Origin of the sequence: Variovorax sp. LG9.2 (genome assembly GCF_035018885.1) — a bacterium.
In the GTDB taxonomy this organism is placed as follows: domain Bacteria; phylum Pseudomonadota; class Gammaproteobacteria; order Burkholderiales; family Burkholderiaceae_C; genus Variovorax.
Genome location: NZ_JASJXB010000002.1, coordinates 263,304 through 278,481 on the forward strand (window position 1 = coordinate 263,304; position 15,178 = coordinate 278,481).

A 15,178-nucleotide genomic window follows, 5' to 3' on the forward strand; every position below is an offset into this window, starting at 1 on the left:
TGCGTTCTTGCCATGAATGAAACACTGACGCGGCTGCGTTACCGCTACTGGCCCGACCACTGGGTCGGCGAGATCCTGTCCAAGCGATGGACCGAGACCGCCATCCCGGTGCTGCTGCTCATCGTCGTCGTCATCGCCTCCGGGCGATTGATCGGCAATTTCTACACGCCGGGCGTGCTGGCCGACACGCTCCGGCAGGCCGGCGAGATCGGCCTCATCGTGCTCGGCATGGCGCTGGTGATGATCGTCGGCGGCATCGATCTGTCGGTCGGGTCGATGTTCGCGCTGACCAATTTCTGCGCGCTCATGCTGATGCACGTGCTCAAGTGGCCGGTGGCTTTCGCGGTCCTCGGTACGCTGGTGTGCGGCGCCTGTCTGGGCGCCATCAACGGCTTGCTGATCGGCTACCTGCGGCTGCGCGCGTTTCTCACTACGCTCATCACGCTGATCATCTTCAGGTCGGTGTATGAGATTCTGAGCATGCAGTATTCGACCGAAATCGCCGGCAATCTGCCCGATTCGGAAGTCTGGAATTTTCTGGGCGACGGCACTTTTCTCGGGCTGCCGACGGTGGCTTGGGTCTATGCCGTCGCGGCCATCGGCGGGCACTTGCTGCTGACCCGGCTGCGCCTCGGATGGCACATCATGGCCATCGGTGGCTCACGCCGGTCGGCCTACAACGGTGGCATCGCGGTGCGGCGCACGGTGGCGCTGTGCTATGTGGGCTGCGGCATTCTTACCGGCGCGGGCGGCTGCTTTTTCGCATCGAGACTCGCCACGGCGGGCGCCGACATCGGCGTCGGCATGGAAGTTCTGGTGCTGACGGCGGCGGTGCTCGGCGGCATCAGCCTGGGCGGCGGTCGCGGCTCGGTCACCAAGGCGATGGTCGGCACGCTACTGGTGCTGTTGATTACCAACGGGCTGACCTCGATGTCGGCGCCTGGCGGCGTCATCCGCATGGTGCTGGCGGCCATCCTGGTGCTGGCCGCGGTGATCGATGTGCGCTGGCTGAAGAACCGACAGCGCATCATCAGCAAGGTCTACATCAGCCCGACTTATCACAAGCTCGGCGACGCGCCGGACTGTAGCGAGGAGGCCGCAGGCCGCTATGCGCTGAACAACAAGCTGCGTGACGTGACGCTGATTGGACTCGGACGAATCGAGGCGCCCGAAGACGTCATCCTCGACCGCGAAGACAACCTCTACGCGGGCTCCCGGCACGGCGACATCATCCGTTTCTTTGCGCCTGACTACGAGCGCATGGAAATCTTCGCGCACATCGGCGGCCAACCGCTCGGCATGGCCTTCGACCGCGAGGACAACCTCTATGTGTGCGTCGGCGGCATGGGCCTGTATCGCGTCACGCCACAGCAAAAGGTCGAGCGCGTCACCGATGAAACGAACCGCAGTTGGAGCTCGATCAACGACGACAGCCGGTTGCGGCTGGCCGACGATCTCGACATCGCCGATGATGGCCGCGTGTTCTTCAGCGAAGCCACGGTGCGCTACGAAATGGACGAGTGGCCGGTCGATGGGCTGGAGGCGCGTGGCAACGGTCGCATCGTGTGCTACGACCCACGCGACAACTCGACTCGCACGGTGTTGCGCGACCTCAAGTTCCCCAACGGCATCGCCATCGCGAGCGACGGGCAATCGATCCTGTTCGCAGAAACCTGGGGCTGCTGCGTCAAGCGCTACTGGTTCGACGGACCGAAGAGCGGGCAAGTCGAGATGGTCATTGCCGACCTGCCAGGCTACCCCGACAACATCAACCTGGCATCCGACGGAAACTACTGGCTGGCGCTGGTCGGCATGCGTTCGCCGGCGTACGACCTGGCCATGCGCATGCCGGGCTTTCGCAAGCGCATGGCGTCGCGGTTGCCGGTCGACGAATGGCTTTTTCCCAACATCAACACCGGCTGCGTGCTGAAGTTCAGCGAGGCCGGCGAGGTGCTCGAAACGCTGTGGGATCTCGGCGGCGAGAACCATCCCATGATCACTTCGATGCGCGAGCACAAGGGCCACCTGTACCTCGGCGGCATTTCCAACAATCGCATCGGCCGCTACACGCTGCCCGGAGCCGACCCCGGCTTCAACCAGTACGAGCGCCGCTGGAGGGCTGCCTGATGTTCGACACCATCCGTCAATTCAGCGATCGCGTGCTGGGCCGCGGCGACGCTGCCATCACCGTGCCGGTCATGGACGGCGCACTCAAGCCGAATCGTGTGCTCGACGATGCCGAGGTCGTGGCGACGCTGCCTGATATCGACGACCTGGCCACAGACGGCACGATGCTCTTCGCAACGGCCGGCGCGGTGCTGTATCGGCTGGACGCTGGTCGACTCGTCGAGGTGCAGCGCTTCGATGCGGATATCACCGCGCTAGCGGTACGGTCCGCGGACCGGCTGGCTGTGGCGTTGGCCGGCAAGCGGATCGTGCTGATGTCCAGCGACCGCAAACGACCGGGCAACCTGATCGAAATCGCCACTCTGGACCGCCTCGGCGACGCGCCGTTGCACAGCGTCAACGCGCTCTCGTTCGAAGCCGACGACAGCGTGCTCTTCAGCGATGGATCGACCCGGCGCGGCCCGGACGATTGGTGCCGCGACCTGATGGAGAAGGGACAGACCGGCCGCGTGGCTCGGTGGCGCGTTGGCCTGGGCGCCGGCACGAACAGTGGGCCGGGCACCGTCGAACTGCTGGCAAGCCGTCTGCAGTATGCGTACGGTGTGTTGCCGCGAACCGAAGCTGTGGCGGACCGGCAAGTCAAGGCGGGCGGCGTGCGCTATAGCGAGAGCTGGCGCCATCGCGTCGTGCAGGCCGGGTTGCAGGCCGGCTCGCAGCCCGTGCTCGCCGATCTGCCCGGCTACCCCTCACGCATGGCGCCTGCTGCACGCGGCGGCTTCTGGCTGACCTGCTTCGTCTGCCGCACGCAGCTCGTGGAGTTCGTGCTGCGCGAAGATGCCTACCGCACGCGCATGCTCGAAAGCGTCGACCCGCGCTACTGGGTCGCGCCGTCGCTGCGATCCGGCACCAGTTACCTGGAGCCGTTGCAGGGCGCCGGCGTCAAGCAGATGGGTGTGCTCAAGCCGTGGGCACCACCTCGCTCTTACGGGCTGGTGCTGCACGTCGATGCGCAAGGGCACACGACAGAGTCGCTGCACAGCCAGGTCGACGGCCAGCACCACGGCATCACCGCAGTCGTCGAGTTCGGCGGTGCGCTGTACGCTGCATCGAGAGGCAGCGGGCGATTGCTGCGCGTGCCGTTGACCGGCCCAGGAGCCATGCAATGACCGACTTGATCAACGCTGCAGAGGCTGCCGCTGTGGCCGCCGCATCCGCACCTTCCGCCGCCGAAGACATCGTTCTCGAACTGCGCGCCGCTACCAAGAAATATGCCGGTGTGCCGGCCATCGAAGACGTGTCGTTCACGCTGCGGCGGGGCGAGATCCATGCGCTGCTCGGCGAGAACGGCGCCGGCAAGTCGACGCTGACCAAGGTGATGGCCGGCGTGGTGCCGCTGTCGGGCGGGCAGATGCTGGTGGAAGGGCAACCGGTCGAGTTGCGCACGCCACTCGAAGCGCGGCACCGTGGCATCGCGATGGTCTTCCAGGAGACCAGCCTGGTGCCGACGATGACGGTGGCACAGAACCTCTATCTGGGGCAAGAGGCTTTCTACAACCGCCTGCGCGGCGTCTACATCTCGGCGCAGCAGTTCCTGCAGTCGCTCAACTTCGACGTCGATCCGACCGCGACCGTTGGCATGCTCGGCGCGGCCAAGAAGCAGATGGTGGAGATCGCCCGCGCGGTGCTGCACCAGGCCCGCATCATCATCTTCGACGAGCCGACCGCCAGCCTGACGCCGGAAGAAAAGAAGTACTTCTTCGACCTGATCTTCAACTTGAAAGCGCGCGGCGTTTCGATCATCTTCATTTCGCACGCACTCGAGGAGGCGCTGCTGTTGGCCGACCGCATCACCGTGTTGCGCGACGGCCATCACGTGGTCACCGACGACAAAAAGAATTTCGACCGCACGCGCATCGTGCAGGCGATGGTCGGGCGCGACCTCTCGCAAACGCTCTACGGCCAGAAGAAGACGACGGTGCGGCCGCGTGGCGAATGCCTGCTGTCGGTGCGCAATCTGCGCATGGCGTCGATGGTCAAGAACAACTCGCTATCGGTCTTCGCGGGCCAGATTACCGGCGTGTTCGGGCTCGTCGGTGCCGGCCGTACCGAAACCTTCAAAGTGGTGGCCGGGCTTATCAAGCGCGATTTCTTCCACGGCGGCGAGGTGCTGCTGCGCGGTAAGCCGGTGCGTTACAAGGTCGCGCGATCCGCGGTACGCGACGGCATTGCCTACATCACCGAAGACCGAAAGATCGAAGGCTTCTTCGAGACCATGTCGATCTCGCAGAACATCTACATGGGCTGGCTGGGAAAGCTCGGCAGCGCTTTCGGCGTGGTGTCGGGTGCCAAGGCCAAGGCGGTGGGGGAGCACTGGATCAAGCTGTTGAACGTGCGCGCCATCAGCAAGGACGTAAAGGTGATCGAGCTGTCGGGCGGCAACCAGCAGAAGGTGGTGATCGCCAAGTCGCTGGTGCAGGACCCCGACATCATCATCTTCGACGAGCCGACCCGCGGCGTCGACGTGGGCGCCATCGCCGAGATCCATGCGGAGATCAATCGGCTGGCCGACGCCGGCAAGGCTGTGGTGGTGATCTCGTCCTACTTGCCCGAGGTGCTGGCGTTGTCGGACCGCGTCCTGGTCGCCAAGCAGGGCAAGGTGGTGACGGAGTTTTCGGCGACCGAGGCGACGCAGGAAAAGATCATGTACGCGGCGATCCACTGACGCCGACCCACCGACGCCGACCCACTGACGCCGACCCACTGACGCCGTTAGGCGCCAGTGCTCACCAGGTCAGACCGGCCCGAGCAGCGTGCCGCGGCACCCCGCCGATTTGCAGTAGCACGGGTAGCCCGTGCGGGGCTCCGACTCATCGACGGTGAGCGCATAGTCGATGAAGAGTTCGTCGCCCGCGCGCACCGGCTTGATGGTGCGCACTTCGAGCACGATACGGCGCCCCTTTCGCTGGACCTCGACCGCCTCGCAGTTGGGCTCGCATGCATGGTTGAGGTGCCGCGTCGCGTTGCCGCCGTCGGCGCCGTCGATCAGCGTGCCGTCCGAGAGGCCGAAGAGATAGGTGAGGCTGGAGTCCCAGTCCACCGCCTCGGCCTGTTCGGCGCTGTAGCGGCGACCCGCGTACTGGCCCAGCTTGGTGCCGACTGGCAAGTCTTGCGACGCGAAGGCGCCGAGTCCGTGAACGCCGCTGTCATGGACTTCCACGCCGGGAAGTGAAAGGGCGGTGAGATCGATCTGAATCATGAAGATGAGTAAAGCAAAAAACGGCCCATTCCGACAAGCGGTCGGCGGGCAAAGAAGTGGAGGACGAGAGGCAAAGGCAAAGGCAAGAGCCAAGGTGGGGGGCAGAAAGCAGAAGTTGTTCGTTGTGCCGGACTGCGCCTCAGCTCCGATCCAGCACCAGCCCGGCGCATAACGCCACGCCGACCACGTAGAGCATCCAGGTGCGCGATATCGCATATGGATAGAGCATCAGCGCGACGCCGAGCCACAAGGTACGCGGCTTCTTCTGCTTGCGCCCGTAGCGGAATGCGACCCACCCGACCAGCCCGAAAATGATGGCACCCACGATGTACGCCGGGCTCGGCAACTCGAGTCCGAGCGATTGAAGTGCAGCCAGGTCATCCATCGCGCCGATCGTAATCGGCAAACCGGGGCGTTCCCGCGCTTCACAAAATCTCACCGATACTCGCGCCCGGAGGTAGAGGATGAACGTACTGATGGTCGACGACCACATGATGTTTTTGCAGGGCATGAAGAACCTGCTGAATGTGCTGGTGCCCGAACTGCGCGTCGAGACCACCGGCGACATGATGCAGGCCACTGCGCTGGTGCAGCGCACGCCTTTCGATCTGGTGCTGCTCGACTGGCATTTAAACGATGGCGACGGCACCCAATCGATTCGCCGTCTCCGCGACGCTGGCTGCATGGCGCGCGTCGTGGTTTTGTCGGGCGAAACCAATGCGGCACTGATCCGCCAGTCCGTCGAACTCGGCGCGGCTGGCTTTATTCCCAAGAAGTACAGCTCCGAGATGATGGTTGCAGCGCTGCGCAACGTGCTGGCGGGCCGGATCTTCTTGCCGTCCGAAGCGCTCGACGGCAGCGCAGACCGTGGCGACCAGCCTGCCACTGTCACTGCTACCGTCGCCGACCCGCGTCTCTCGAACCTCACCGTGCGGCAGATGGACGTTTACCGCGCAGCGACCCGTGGTTTGCCCAACAAGCTGATCGCGCGCCAGCTCGACATCGCCGAATCGACCGTCAAGGCGCACCTCACGGCTGTGTTCAGCGCGCTGGGCGTTCGCAACCGCACCGAAGCCGCCTACCAGGCGTCGCGCGAGGGCGTGCGGGTTGACTGAGGCATCGCGCGAGGCGAGCGTCGAGCGTCGCATCGCCGAGCGGCGCGTGGCGTTGATGACCCAGTATTCGCGCCGTCTGCCGGCGGTCTACATCGGCTACATCGTTATCGCCGTGGTCGCGGTTCGGCAAGGCCTGCACCTCTGGCCCTGGGTCTGGCTCGCCTGCACAGGCGCGGTGATGGTCTACCGCTTCAGCCTCGGTCGCACCGTCGAGAAAATGAAGTCGGTCGAAGAGCGTATCGCCGCACTCCCGAAACTGGTGCGCGGCTTCACGATGAACGGGCTGGCGACCGCGCCCATCGTGCCGCTGGCCTTCACCGCGCCCGACAACGTCGCGCCGCTGCTGGTCGGCATCATGCTGGTGGCGGGTTGCGCGGTGGGTGCGGCGTCGGTCGCCGGTTCGCAGCGCGCCTTCATCGGGTTTTGCAGCCTGACCTTCTTGCTGATGGCCGTCGGCTGGGCCTGGCGCGGCGAGACGCTGGGCATTGCGCTGTGTATCGGCATCGTCACCATGTACCTCGTCTTGCTTGCCAGCGTGCGCGACCATGGGCGCAATCTGAAGGAGCTGATGGGGCTGGTCGAAGACAACGCCCGGCTTTCTGACGCGGTCGAGGCGGAGCGCGACCGTGCCGAGGCGGCGAGCGAAGGCAAAACGCGTTTTTTTGCCGCGGCCAGCCACGACCTGCGACAGCCGCTGCATGCGCTGTCGATCAACGCGACCACGCTCGACATCCTGGCCGAGCGCGGCACCGACACCTTGCTGAAAGAGGTGAGTCGCGGCATCGGCAGTGCACTGCGCCAGAGCAGCGGGCTGCTCGACGGCCTGCTCGATATTTCTCGCCTCGACGCGCACTCGATTCACGCCGATCTCGCGGCACACGACATCGGCGCACTGCTGCGGGCGGTGCGCGACGAGTATCTGGCGCTGGCCACCCAGCAGGGCCTCGGGCTCGAGCTCCGATTGCCGGACGAGCCGTTGTGGGGCCGCACCGACGGCGACCAGCTGATGCGCATTCTCGGCAACCTGATGAGCAACGCGATCAAGTTCACCCGGCGCGGCGGCATCACGCTGTCGGCGCAGCGCGAGCCCGATGGCCGCTTGCAGATCGAGGTGGCGGACACCGGCACCGGCATCCCGGCGGATCAGCGCGAGCGCGTGTTCGAGGAGTTCTATCAGCTCGGCAATCGGTCTCGCGACCGCTCGCAGGGTTTGGGTTTGGGGCTGGCGATCGTGCGACGCACGGCGGCCCTGCTGAAGCTGGATGTGGCGCTCGACAGCGAGCCGGGCCGCGGCACCACCTTCACGCTGCGCATGGATGCCGCCGAGCCGGAGCAGCACGACATGGCGCACGATGCCGGCACTACGCCGCGTGCGTCCGACGGCCGAAAGCTGGTCGTGCTGCTGGTCGACGACGAAGCCGAAGTGCGCTCCGCGCTGTGCACCTACCTGGCGCAGATCGGCTGGTCGGTCGAGGGCGTCGAAAGCGGTGCTGCGGCGGAGCAGGTGCTGCGAAGCGGCTTCATGCCCGATGTGCTGGTGGTCGACTTTCGCCTGTTGAAGGAAACGGCTCTCGACGTGATCGATCGACTGCGCCGGCTGCTCCCCGCATTGCCGGCCGTGATCGTGACCGGGGAAACGGCGCCCGCGCGCTTCATCGAGCTGTCGGCGGCTGCGACCCGTGTGTTGCACAAGCCACTTGCCGGCGAGCTGCTCGCGCGCACTTTGCAGGACGTGGTGGCGGCCGCGCCGTGCCCCACCCCGGCCTGACCTGCCGATCTGCCTGTGCTGTCAGCAGCGCGCGGCGGCCGTGGCGCCGGCCGCCAGCTCGATGATTTCGGCGGTGATCTCGTCCTGACGCACACGCCGCTGCGTCGCTTGCAACGCCGCCAGTCGTTGGTCGACCTGGTGGCGTGCGGCTGCCATCGCTTCCATGCGCGCTTCGTTTTCGGCGGCGAACGCATGGAGCGCGGCCCGACAGATTTCGGCGTAGAGGTAGTCCTCTGCGAGCGCCACGACCAGGCCGGATGGCGCGAGGTTGAGCAATGGCCGCTCGGCATTTTCGGGGCGCGGAAATAGGCTGAAATCGACAGGGAACAGGCGCTGGCGTCTCACATGCACGCCGTGGCCGGGCTGCCATTGGCTGGAGATCACATCGAGCGTGTCGATGGCGCCGATCGCTATGCGCGCATACAGCGCCTGGACAACGCGCTCGGCCAGCTTGGGGATGGCAGAAGAATGCGAGGGCATCGCCGCTTGCCAGGCCACCGAGACGCCACGTGACGCAGCGACTGCGCTTCCACGCGTGCCGATCAAGAAGACTTCTGGCTGTGCTGCGTCGGCGCCTTCTGCAGGGCCCGAGTAAGAGCCAGAGCGTGTATTCAGGGTGTCGAACACACGCTCGCTGAACGCACCGGCAAAGCCTTGTTCCGCCGTGAAGACCAGCAAGGCAGGCCGCGTAGGGCGCGGCGCAACGGATGACGGGTCGGCTGCTTCGAAATCGAGCGCGCGGCCCATCGCTGCAGCAATCGTTTGTGCATACGCATCGACCGCCGCCAGCTGGTTGCGCGCCTGCTGCGCACGTGCCGCAGCGACGCCGCGCATCGCGTTGACCACGGCGCCGAGTTGCCGCACGCCGTCGATGCGCGCATCGATGTCGGCGAGGCGTTCGGTCATGGCAGGACAGCGGTGACGTAGTGCTTGAGCGCATCGAGCAGCGACTCGCGCTGTGCGTCGTCCAGCTTGCCGTTGTCTTGCACCGCTTGCACAGCGTTGGGCGCGTCGCGGTCCATCGCGTCGGCGAGGCCCGCCCTGAACTCCGCGATGGTCGCCAGCGGCACCGCATCGAGCAGCCCTGCCTGCACCGCCAGCACCAGCGCGACTTGGTCGGCGAGCCGCAGTGGTGCATGCTGCGGCTGGTTCAGGATGGCGCGAATGCGGGTACCGCGCGCCAGCTGGTTGCGCACGCGGGTCTCCACCATAGCGCCGAAGCGGGTGAACATTTCGAGCTCCAGGAACTGCGAGTAGTCGAGCCGCAGCGTGTCGGCTGCCTTGCGCAGCGCCGGCGCCTGCGTCTTGCCTCCGACCCGGCTCACGCTGGTGCCGACGTCGACCGCGGGCTTGTGCCCTTCATGGAACAGGTTGGCGTCGAGGACGACCTGGCCATCGGTGATCGAGATCAGGTTGGTCGGAATGAAGGCGCTCAAATTGCCGGCATCGGTCTCGGCGATCGGCAGCGCAGTGAGCGAGCCGCCGCCTTTTTCCGGAGACAGCTTGGCGGCGCGCTCGAGCAGCCGCGCATGCACGTAGAACACGTCGCCCGGGTACGCTTCACGGCCCGGCGACTGGCGCGTGAGCAGGGCGATCTCGCGGTGGCTCGCAGCGTGCTTGCTGAGGTCGTCGATGACGATGAGCGCATGCTGGCCGCGGTCCCGAAAGTACTCCGCCATCGTGAAGCCGGCGAAGGGCGCGATCCACTGCAACCCGGCCGAGCTGGACGCACCCGCCACCACCACGATGCAGCGCTCCGGTGCACCCAGCGTCTGGATCGCCTCGATCGCGCGCCGCACCGCCGAACTCTTCTGCCCGACCGCGACGTACACGCAAACGATGTCGCTGTTCTTCTGGTTGATGATGGTGTCGATGGCGATGGTGGTCTTGCCGCTGGCCCGATCGCCGACGATCAGTTCCCGCTGGCCACGCCCGAGCGCGAACAAGGCATCGATCACCAGCAGGCCGGTCTGCACCGGCTGCGTCACCAGGTCGCGGTCGATGATGTCGGGCGCCGGCCGCTCGATCGGCTCCCTCGTGTGGCGGGCAAGCGGTCCCTTGCCGTCGAGCGGCCGGCCGAGCGAATCGACCACGCGGCCGAGTAGCGCCGGACCGACCGGCACGCGCACCACGTCGCCGCTGCCACGCACCGCATCGCCGGCCTCGATGGCATCGACGGCGTCGAGCAGAACGCAGCCGATGCGGTCGCGCTCGAGCACCTGCGCGAAGCCGAACTGGCCCTTGTCGAAGCGCAGCAATTCGTCGAGCCGGATGTCGGGCAGACCCGAGACGAACGCGATGCCGTCGGCCACTTCTTCGACACGGCCGATCTGCTCGGCGCGCGGCGCGAGCACCGTGGCGGCGAGTTTGCCGCGCGACTGTTCTAGCCACGCGTCAGCGCGGACATCGTCCTTCAGGTCAGGCGACGATGTCATGGGCCAGCTCCGAGCGGATGTGTTGCAGGTCGGCGCGCCAGCTGTTGCTGACGAGCAGATGCGGGCCACGCAGTTCGAGCCCCGCGACCAGCGCCGGCTCGACGGCGAAGACGAACTGCGGCGCGGCGCCGAGTGCTTCGGCGATCTGCTGGCGCGCACGGTCTGCATCTTCGGCCGCGAGCGGTGCGGCACTCACGACGTCGAGCGCTACGCCTGCAGCCGCGATGCCGTGGCGCTCCGCCTCGGACAGTGCGCGAAGCTTGTCGAGCAAGCGAACCAGAAACGCGGCTTGCAGAGCAGGACCGGCCAGCGGCGCACAAAGGCGCGAGGCGATGTCGATAGCCAATGCGCTGGCACTGCCGCGCCACGCGCTTTCGGCGGCGGCCTTCTCCTTCGCAGCGGCTTCGTGTGCTCTGGCTTCGATGTCCGTGGCTTGCTGCATCGCTGCTTCGATGCGCGCGGTGTGCGCCAGCTCGGCAGCGGCGTGGGCGTCGGCCAGGAGGGTGTTGCGCTCCTCGACAAATCCGGCGCGTGTGCGGGCGATGTCGGCGAGTGCCGCAGCCGCCAAGGCGCGTTGTGCCTCCGCATCGGCCAGCGTCTGGCCCGCTGCGACTCGACGCTGTTCGATCATGGCCGACACCGGCTTCCAGAAGAAGTGCCCGAGCAGCCAGACCAGCACCAGAACGTTGACGGCCTGAAAGCCGAGCGTCCACCAATCGACGGTCATCGCGTCACTTTCGCGTCACTTCAAGAGCGGGTTGGCGAAGAGCAGCAGCAGGGCGATTACCAGGCAGTAGATCGCCATGGTCTCGATCATTGCCAGCCCGACGAAGAGCGTGCGCGAGATCGTGTTGGCCGCCTCGGGTTGCCGCGCGATGGCGTCCATGGCGGCGGCGACTGCGCGACCCTCCGCGAGCGCCGGGCCGATGGCCCCGAAAGAGACCGCGAGCGCAGCCGAGACGATGCTGATGAAAGCCAGCCAGTTCATGGTGAAGTCCTTGGGTCTGAAATTGATGGGGATGGGGTGTTGGCTTCTTCGACCGCGCTGGCGATGAACACCATCGCCAGCACCGCGAAGATGTACGCCTGCACGGCGCCGGTGAGCAGGTCGAGCGCCATCAACGGAATCGGCACCAGCAAGCCGGCCAGCGACGCGACGATGCCCACGACGAACACGCCGCTCATCACGTTGCCGAAGAGGCGCACCAGCAACGAGAAGGCCCGAGTGATGCTCTCGATGAAGTTGAGCGGAATCATGATCGGATTGGGCGCCGCGAAGGTCGCCAGGTAACCGCGAACGCCGACGGTGCGGACGCCGTACCAGATGACCGAAAGAAAGACGAGGAGGGCGAGCGCGGCATCGGTCTCGAGCCGCGCGGTCGGTGGTTCGATCCCCGGCACCAGCGACGACCAGTTCGAGACGAAGATGAAGATGAACAGCGTGCCGATGAAGGCGCGGTACGGCGCCGGCGCGACGCGCATGGTGTCGCGGATCTGGCTGTCGACGACTTCCACGATCATCTCGAAGGTGGCTTGCGTGGCCGACGGCACCAGCTTCAGTCGACGGCGAATCGCGATGGCGCCGAGCACCAGCACGGCCATGATCGCCCAAGTGATGAGCACGGCGGCGGCGATCGGCACCGACCCGACGCGGAACAGCGGCGCGCTGGTGAGCGGCGAAATCAAGCGGCTTTCTCCTTCCGCGGCGATACGTCTTCGACGCGGCGCATGCGCCGGACCGAGACGAGGCGGGCGATGAAAATTCCCAGGGCCGTCGCAAGCAGCGGCAGTGCGCCTTCGAGCGCCACCGGCACGAGCACCGCACCCAGCAAAACGAAGCGGCCGATCGACAGCGCGATCACTTTGCTGATGGGTGCGCCGCGCGCGAACATGCGCGCGTTGCGCCACAGGCCGTAAAAGTACAGCCACCCCAGACCGAAGCCGACCGCCAGATGGGCCGCGAGCAGAAGCGCGGTGCTCATGTGGACTTCATCCATTTCCACGCCGACCAGCATCCGAGGCCGAGGCCTGCCAGCAGCAGCGGCGCGGTACAGAAAACGCCCGAGCTGAACTTGCCGTCGAGCCAGCGGCCGAGGAACACACCGAGCAGCGTGGGCGTGACGATCATCCAGCCGAGCACGCCGATCTGTGCAAGACGGCGCCCGACGGACGGCTCGCCTTCAGCCTGCGACTTGCGGTGGCGCTCGCTGCGCAGGCGGCTCTCCTGCACCAACGGGTCGTCATGTTCGGGGGGCGGCGATGCACTCATGCCGAACGTCCCGAACGTCCGGCTTGCGCCGATGGCCCGTACCCCATCGGCGCGCGTGAACGCAAGTGGCGCATGAGCTGCCGAATCGCGTTGAGCTGCAACTGCGCGCTCACCACGTGCTCGACGCGCTCGGCGTCGAGGTCGGTGCGAAAACGCGTCAGTACCTCTTCGTCGAGCGTCGCGAGGTCGGTCCCCACGACTGCTTCGCGCGTGGCGATGGCGATGGTCTGGCCGTTGGAGACCGAGAAGACGCCGCGCCGGACGGCGCAGTAGTTTCGGTTGGCGGATTCGCTCCGCTCGCTTCCGGGTACTCCGTTCGTCCAGCTCACCACCGATATCGCGAGGCTGGTCAAAAAATCCGCATGGCCGGCGAAGATGCCGAAGCTGCCGCTGGCGTCTTCGGCGCGCAGCGAGTTCACCTGATCGTCTTCGACCACGATGGTGAGGGGCGTGGTGATGCGCAGCTTCATGCGGGTTGTGTCGCCGCGGCGGCTGCCGCGGCCGCCTGCTCCTTCTGCCGCGCCTCGTCGAGCGTGCCCACCATGTAGAGCGAGCTTTCGGACCAGCTGTCGCACTCGCCGTCGAGGATGGCGCGGCAGCCAGCCAGCGTATCGGCGAGGACGACGCTGCGGCCGGGCGTGCCGGTAAAGGCTTCGGTCACGGTAAAGGGCTGCGTCAGAAAACGCTGCAACCGGCGCGCGCGCGTCACGGTCAGCCGGTCTTGCGCACCCAGCTCTTCGACGCCGAGCAGCGAGATGATGTCCTGCAGTTCCTTGAAGCGCGCGAGTGCCTCACGCACGCTTTCTGCCAAACGGTAGTGCGCCTCTCCGACGACCAGTGGATCGAGCAACGCCGATGACGACGCCAGCGGGTCGATGGCCGGATAGAAGCCCTGCGCCGCGGCGTCGCGCGAGAGCATCACGATGCTGTCCATGTGGCTGGAGATCGTCGTCACCGCAGGGTCGGTGAAGTCGTCGGCCGGCACATAGACCGCCTGGATCGCCGTGACCGAGGCACCCGCCACCGAGGCGATGCGTTCCTGCAGCGAAGCGACTTCGGTCGCGAGCGTCGGCTGATAACCGACGCGCGACGGCAGCCGGCCGAGCAGGCTCGACACTTCGCTCCCGGCCTGCACGAACCTGAAAACGTTGTCCATCAACAGCAGTACGTTCTGGTGCTTCTGGTCCCGAAAATACTCGGCGATCGTCAGTGCCGTGAGCGGCACGCGCCAGCGCGCACCGGGTGGTTCGTTCATTTGGCCGTATACCAGCACGGTGCGTGGCAGCACCCCCGAGCCGCGCATGTCGTTGAGCAGTTCGTGCCCTTCGCGCGATCGTTCACCGACGCCGGCAAACACCGAGATGCCCTGGTACTTCTCGACCATCGAGTGGATCAGCTCCATCACCAGCACCGTCTTGCCGACACCGGCACCACCGAACATCGCAGCCTTGCCGCCCTGCGCCAGCGGCGTCAGCAGGTCGATGATCTTGATGCCGGTTTCGAAGACGGTATTGCCCGACGTGCCTTGCGCCAGCGTCGGCGGCAATGCGTGGATGGCGCGCCGCGGTGTGTCGGCCGGCAGGGCAGGCCCGCGGTCGCGCACGGCACCGACAACATCGAGCAGGCGCCCCAACACTGCATCGCCGACCGGTACCGAAATGGATTGGCCGGTGGTGCGCACTGCGGTGTTGCGCGCGAGGCCGGCCGTCGGTTGCAACGCGATGGCGCGCACCGTCGCAAGGTCGAGATGGCCGTGCACTTCGAGCACGAGCGGCTCGCCTCGGTCCCAGTCGATTTCGAGCGCGGTGTGAATGGCAGGCAGTGCGCCTTGGTCGAAGCGCACATCTATCACGGCACCACGCACCGCCACGACGCGGCCTTGCGGTGCGCTCACGGAGGTCATGGGCCGGCAAAGATCGGCGACGGGCCCACTGCGGGAGGGATGGTGGTCGGAGCCGCTGTCGAGGCCACCGCGACCTCATCGCGCATCAGGGCGGCCAGGCCCAGCGCCGTGATTTGCATGACGGTCGCGTGCCCGGAGTAGATCGTGTGCCCCGCCCCATGCCGCAGCGGCGGCAGATCGGCGTCGATCAGGTGCGACATGCGCAGCACGATGCACTTCTCGATGTCGCTTTGGGCGTGCAGGTCGATCGGAAGCAGCGAGCAGCGGAGCCGGCGCAACAGGTTCATCGGCATGATCTTCTCCTT

17 protein-coding genes are annotated in these 15,178 nt (G+C 66.2%); 5 read left to right on the forward strand and 12 right to left on the reverse strand.

Going from position 1 to position 15,178, the window contains the following annotated elements:
- Positions 1–12: 12 nt before the first annotated feature.
- From QN413_RS03340 to QN413_RS03350, 3 genes are read left to right on the forward strand one after another with little or no spacing between them, the layout of a single operon-like run.
- On the forward strand, positions 13–2,127 hold the full coding sequence (locus tag QN413_RS03340; RefSeq protein WP_323495223.1) for an ABC transporter permease: 2,115 nt from the start codon (positions 13–15) through the stop codon (positions 2,125–2,127).
- A complete protein-coding gene (locus tag QN413_RS03345; RefSeq protein ID WP_323495224.1) occupies positions 2,127–3,293 on the forward strand; it encodes a strictosidine synthase in 1,167 nt (388 codons plus the stop codon). Before QN413_RS03340 ends, QN413_RS03345 begins: the two co-directional genes overlap by 1 nt.
- A complete protein-coding gene (locus tag QN413_RS03350) occupies positions 3,290–4,849 on the forward strand; it encodes a sugar ABC transporter ATP-binding protein (RefSeq protein WP_323495225.1) in 1,560 nt (519 codons plus the stop codon). Before QN413_RS03345 ends, QN413_RS03350 begins: the two co-directional genes overlap by 4 nt.
- Positions 4,850–4,918: 69 nt before the next feature.
- Here the strand turns inward: QN413_RS03350 and QN413_RS03355 are convergent, their stop codons facing one another.
- A complete protein-coding gene (locus QN413_RS03355) occupies positions 4,919–5,383 on the reverse strand; it encodes an SET domain-containing protein (protein WP_323495226.1) in 465 nt (154 codons plus the stop codon).
- A 139-nt stretch (positions 5,384–5,522) separates the two neighbouring features.
- The gene (locus QN413_RS03360) at positions 5,523–5,768 is read right to left on the reverse strand and encodes a hypothetical protein (RefSeq protein WP_323495227.1); all 246 of its coding nucleotides are present in this window, start codon (positions 5,766–5,768) and stop codon (positions 5,523–5,525) included.
- A gap of 79 nt (positions 5,769–5,847) precedes the next feature.
- Between QN413_RS03360 and QN413_RS03365 the strand changes: the two genes are divergently transcribed.
- A complete protein-coding gene (locus QN413_RS03365) occupies positions 5,848–6,498 on the forward strand; it encodes a response regulator transcription factor (RefSeq protein WP_323495228.1) in 651 nt (216 codons plus the stop codon).
- Positions 6,491–8,266 carry a hybrid sensor histidine kinase/response regulator gene (locus tag QN413_RS03370; protein ID WP_323495229.1) on the forward strand — a complete coding sequence of 592 codons (1,776 nt, stop codon included), beginning with the start codon at positions 6,491–6,493 and terminating at the stop codon, positions 8,264–8,266. The genes QN413_RS03365 and QN413_RS03370 overlap by 8 nt, the downstream gene beginning before the upstream one ends.
- 21 nt (positions 8,267–8,287) lie before the next feature.
- Here QN413_RS03370 and QN413_RS03375 read toward each other — a convergent pair whose 3' ends face one another.
- Genes QN413_RS03375 through QN413_RS03420 form a run of 10 tightly spaced genes read right to left on the reverse strand, consistent with a single transcriptional unit; the run spans position 8,288 to position 15,166 of the window.
- Positions 8,288–9,172 carry a FoF1 ATP synthase subunit gamma gene (locus tag QN413_RS03375; protein ID WP_323495230.1) on the reverse strand — a complete coding sequence of 295 codons (885 nt, stop codon included), beginning with the start codon at positions 9,170–9,172 and terminating at the stop codon, positions 8,288–8,290.
- Complete coding sequence (locus QN413_RS03380; RefSeq protein WP_323495231.1) at positions 9,169–10,701, reverse strand: F0F1 ATP synthase subunit alpha; 1,533 nt, start codon at positions 10,699–10,701, stop codon at positions 9,169–9,171. Before QN413_RS03380 ends, QN413_RS03375 begins: the two co-directional genes overlap by 4 nt.
- Positions 10,685–11,428 carry a hypothetical protein gene (locus QN413_RS03385; RefSeq protein ID WP_323495232.1) on the reverse strand — a complete coding sequence of 248 codons (744 nt, stop codon included), beginning with the start codon at positions 11,426–11,428 and terminating at the stop codon, positions 10,685–10,687. Before QN413_RS03385 ends, QN413_RS03380 begins: the two co-directional genes overlap by 17 nt.
- 15 nt (positions 11,429–11,443) lie before the next feature.
- Complete coding sequence (locus QN413_RS03390; RefSeq protein ID WP_012494624.1) at positions 11,444–11,689, reverse strand: F0F1 ATP synthase subunit C; 246 nt, start codon at positions 11,687–11,689, stop codon at positions 11,444–11,446.
- Positions 11,686–12,387 carry a F0F1 ATP synthase subunit A gene (locus QN413_RS03395; protein WP_323495233.1) on the reverse strand — a complete coding sequence of 234 codons (702 nt, stop codon included), beginning with the start codon at positions 12,385–12,387 and terminating at the stop codon, positions 11,686–11,688. Before QN413_RS03395 ends, QN413_RS03390 begins: the two co-directional genes overlap by 4 nt.
- Entirely contained in the window at positions 12,384–12,683 is a 300-nt protein-coding gene (locus QN413_RS03400; protein WP_323495234.1) for an ATP synthase subunit I, read from the reverse strand. The genes QN413_RS03395 and QN413_RS03400 overlap by 4 nt, the downstream gene beginning before the upstream one ends.
- A complete protein-coding gene (locus QN413_RS03405) occupies positions 12,680–12,970 on the reverse strand; it encodes an AtpZ/AtpI family protein (protein WP_323495235.1) in 291 nt (96 codons plus the stop codon). Before QN413_RS03405 ends, QN413_RS03400 begins: the two co-directional genes overlap by 4 nt.
- On the reverse strand, positions 12,967–13,440 hold the full coding sequence (locus QN413_RS03410; protein WP_323495236.1) for a F0F1 ATP synthase subunit epsilon: 474 nt from the start codon (positions 13,438–13,440) through the stop codon (positions 12,967–12,969). The genes QN413_RS03405 and QN413_RS03410 overlap by 4 nt, the downstream gene beginning before the upstream one ends.
- A complete protein-coding gene (atpD, locus tag QN413_RS03415) occupies positions 13,437–14,873 on the reverse strand; it encodes a F0F1 ATP synthase subunit beta (RefSeq protein WP_323495237.1) in 1,437 nt (478 codons plus the stop codon). Before atpD ends, QN413_RS03410 begins: the two co-directional genes overlap by 4 nt.
- Positions 14,870–15,166 (reverse strand): hypothetical protein, encoded by a 297-nt coding sequence (locus tag QN413_RS03420; protein ID WP_323495238.1) that lies wholly within the window; start codon positions 15,164–15,166, stop codon positions 14,870–14,872. The genes atpD and QN413_RS03420 overlap by 4 nt, the downstream gene beginning before the upstream one ends.
- Between the last annotated feature and the right edge of the window lie 12 nt (positions 15,167–15,178).

Bases quoted from the DNA above. Each gene is read 5' to 3' on its own strand.
- QN413_RS03405 (WP_323495235.1), bottom strand. From the start codon at position 12,970: ATGAGTGCATCGCCGCCCCCCGAACATGACGACCCGTTGGTGCAGGAG.
- QN413_RS03400 (WP_323495234.1), bottom strand. From the start codon at position 12,683: ATGAGCACCGCGCTTCTGCTCGCGGCCCATCTGGCGGTCGGCTTCGGT.
- QN413_RS03410 (WP_323495236.1), bottom strand. From the start codon at position 13,440: ATGAAGCTGCGCATCACCACGCCCCTCACCATCGTGGTCGAAGACGAT.
- QN413_RS03360 (WP_323495227.1), bottom strand. From the start codon at position 5,768: ATGGATGACCTGGCTGCACTTCAATCGCTCGGACTCGAGTTGCCGAGC.
- QN413_RS03375 (WP_323495230.1), bottom strand. From the start codon at position 9,172: ATGACCGAACGCCTCGCCGACATCGATGCGCGCATCGACGGCGTGCGG.
- atpD (WP_323495237.1), bottom strand. From the start codon at position 14,873: ATGACCTCCGTGAGCGCACCGCAAGGCCGCGTCGTGGCGGTGCGTGGT.
- QN413_RS03350 (WP_323495225.1), top strand. From the start codon at position 3,290: ATGACCGACTTGATCAACGCTGCAGAGGCTGCCGCTGTGGCCGCCGCA.
- QN413_RS03385 (WP_323495232.1), bottom strand. From the start codon at position 11,428: ATGACCGTCGATTGGTGGACGCTCGGCTTTCAGGCCGTCAACGTTCTG.
- QN413_RS03365 (WP_323495228.1), top strand. From the start codon at position 5,848: ATGAACGTACTGATGGTCGACGACCACATGATGTTTTTGCAGGGCATG.
- QN413_RS03390 (WP_012494624.1), bottom strand. From the start codon at position 11,689: ATGAACTGGCTGGCTTTCATCAGCATCGTCTCGGCTGCGCTCGCGGTC.
- QN413_RS03380 (WP_323495231.1), bottom strand. From the start codon at position 10,701: ATGACATCGTCGCCTGACCTGAAGGACGATGTCCGCGCTGACGCGTGG.
- QN413_RS03345 (WP_323495224.1), top strand. From the start codon at position 2,127: ATGTTCGACACCATCCGTCAATTCAGCGATCGCGTGCTGGGCCGCGGC.
- QN413_RS03340 (WP_323495223.1), top strand. From the start codon at position 13: ATGAATGAAACACTGACGCGGCTGCGTTACCGCTACTGGCCCGACCAC.
- QN413_RS03355 (WP_323495226.1), bottom strand. From the start codon at position 5,383: ATGATTCAGATCGATCTCACCGCCCTTTCACTTCCCGGCGTGGAAGTC.
- QN413_RS03420 (WP_323495238.1), bottom strand. From the start codon at position 15,166: ATGCCGATGAACCTGTTGCGCCGGCTCCGCTGCTCGCTGCTTCCGATC.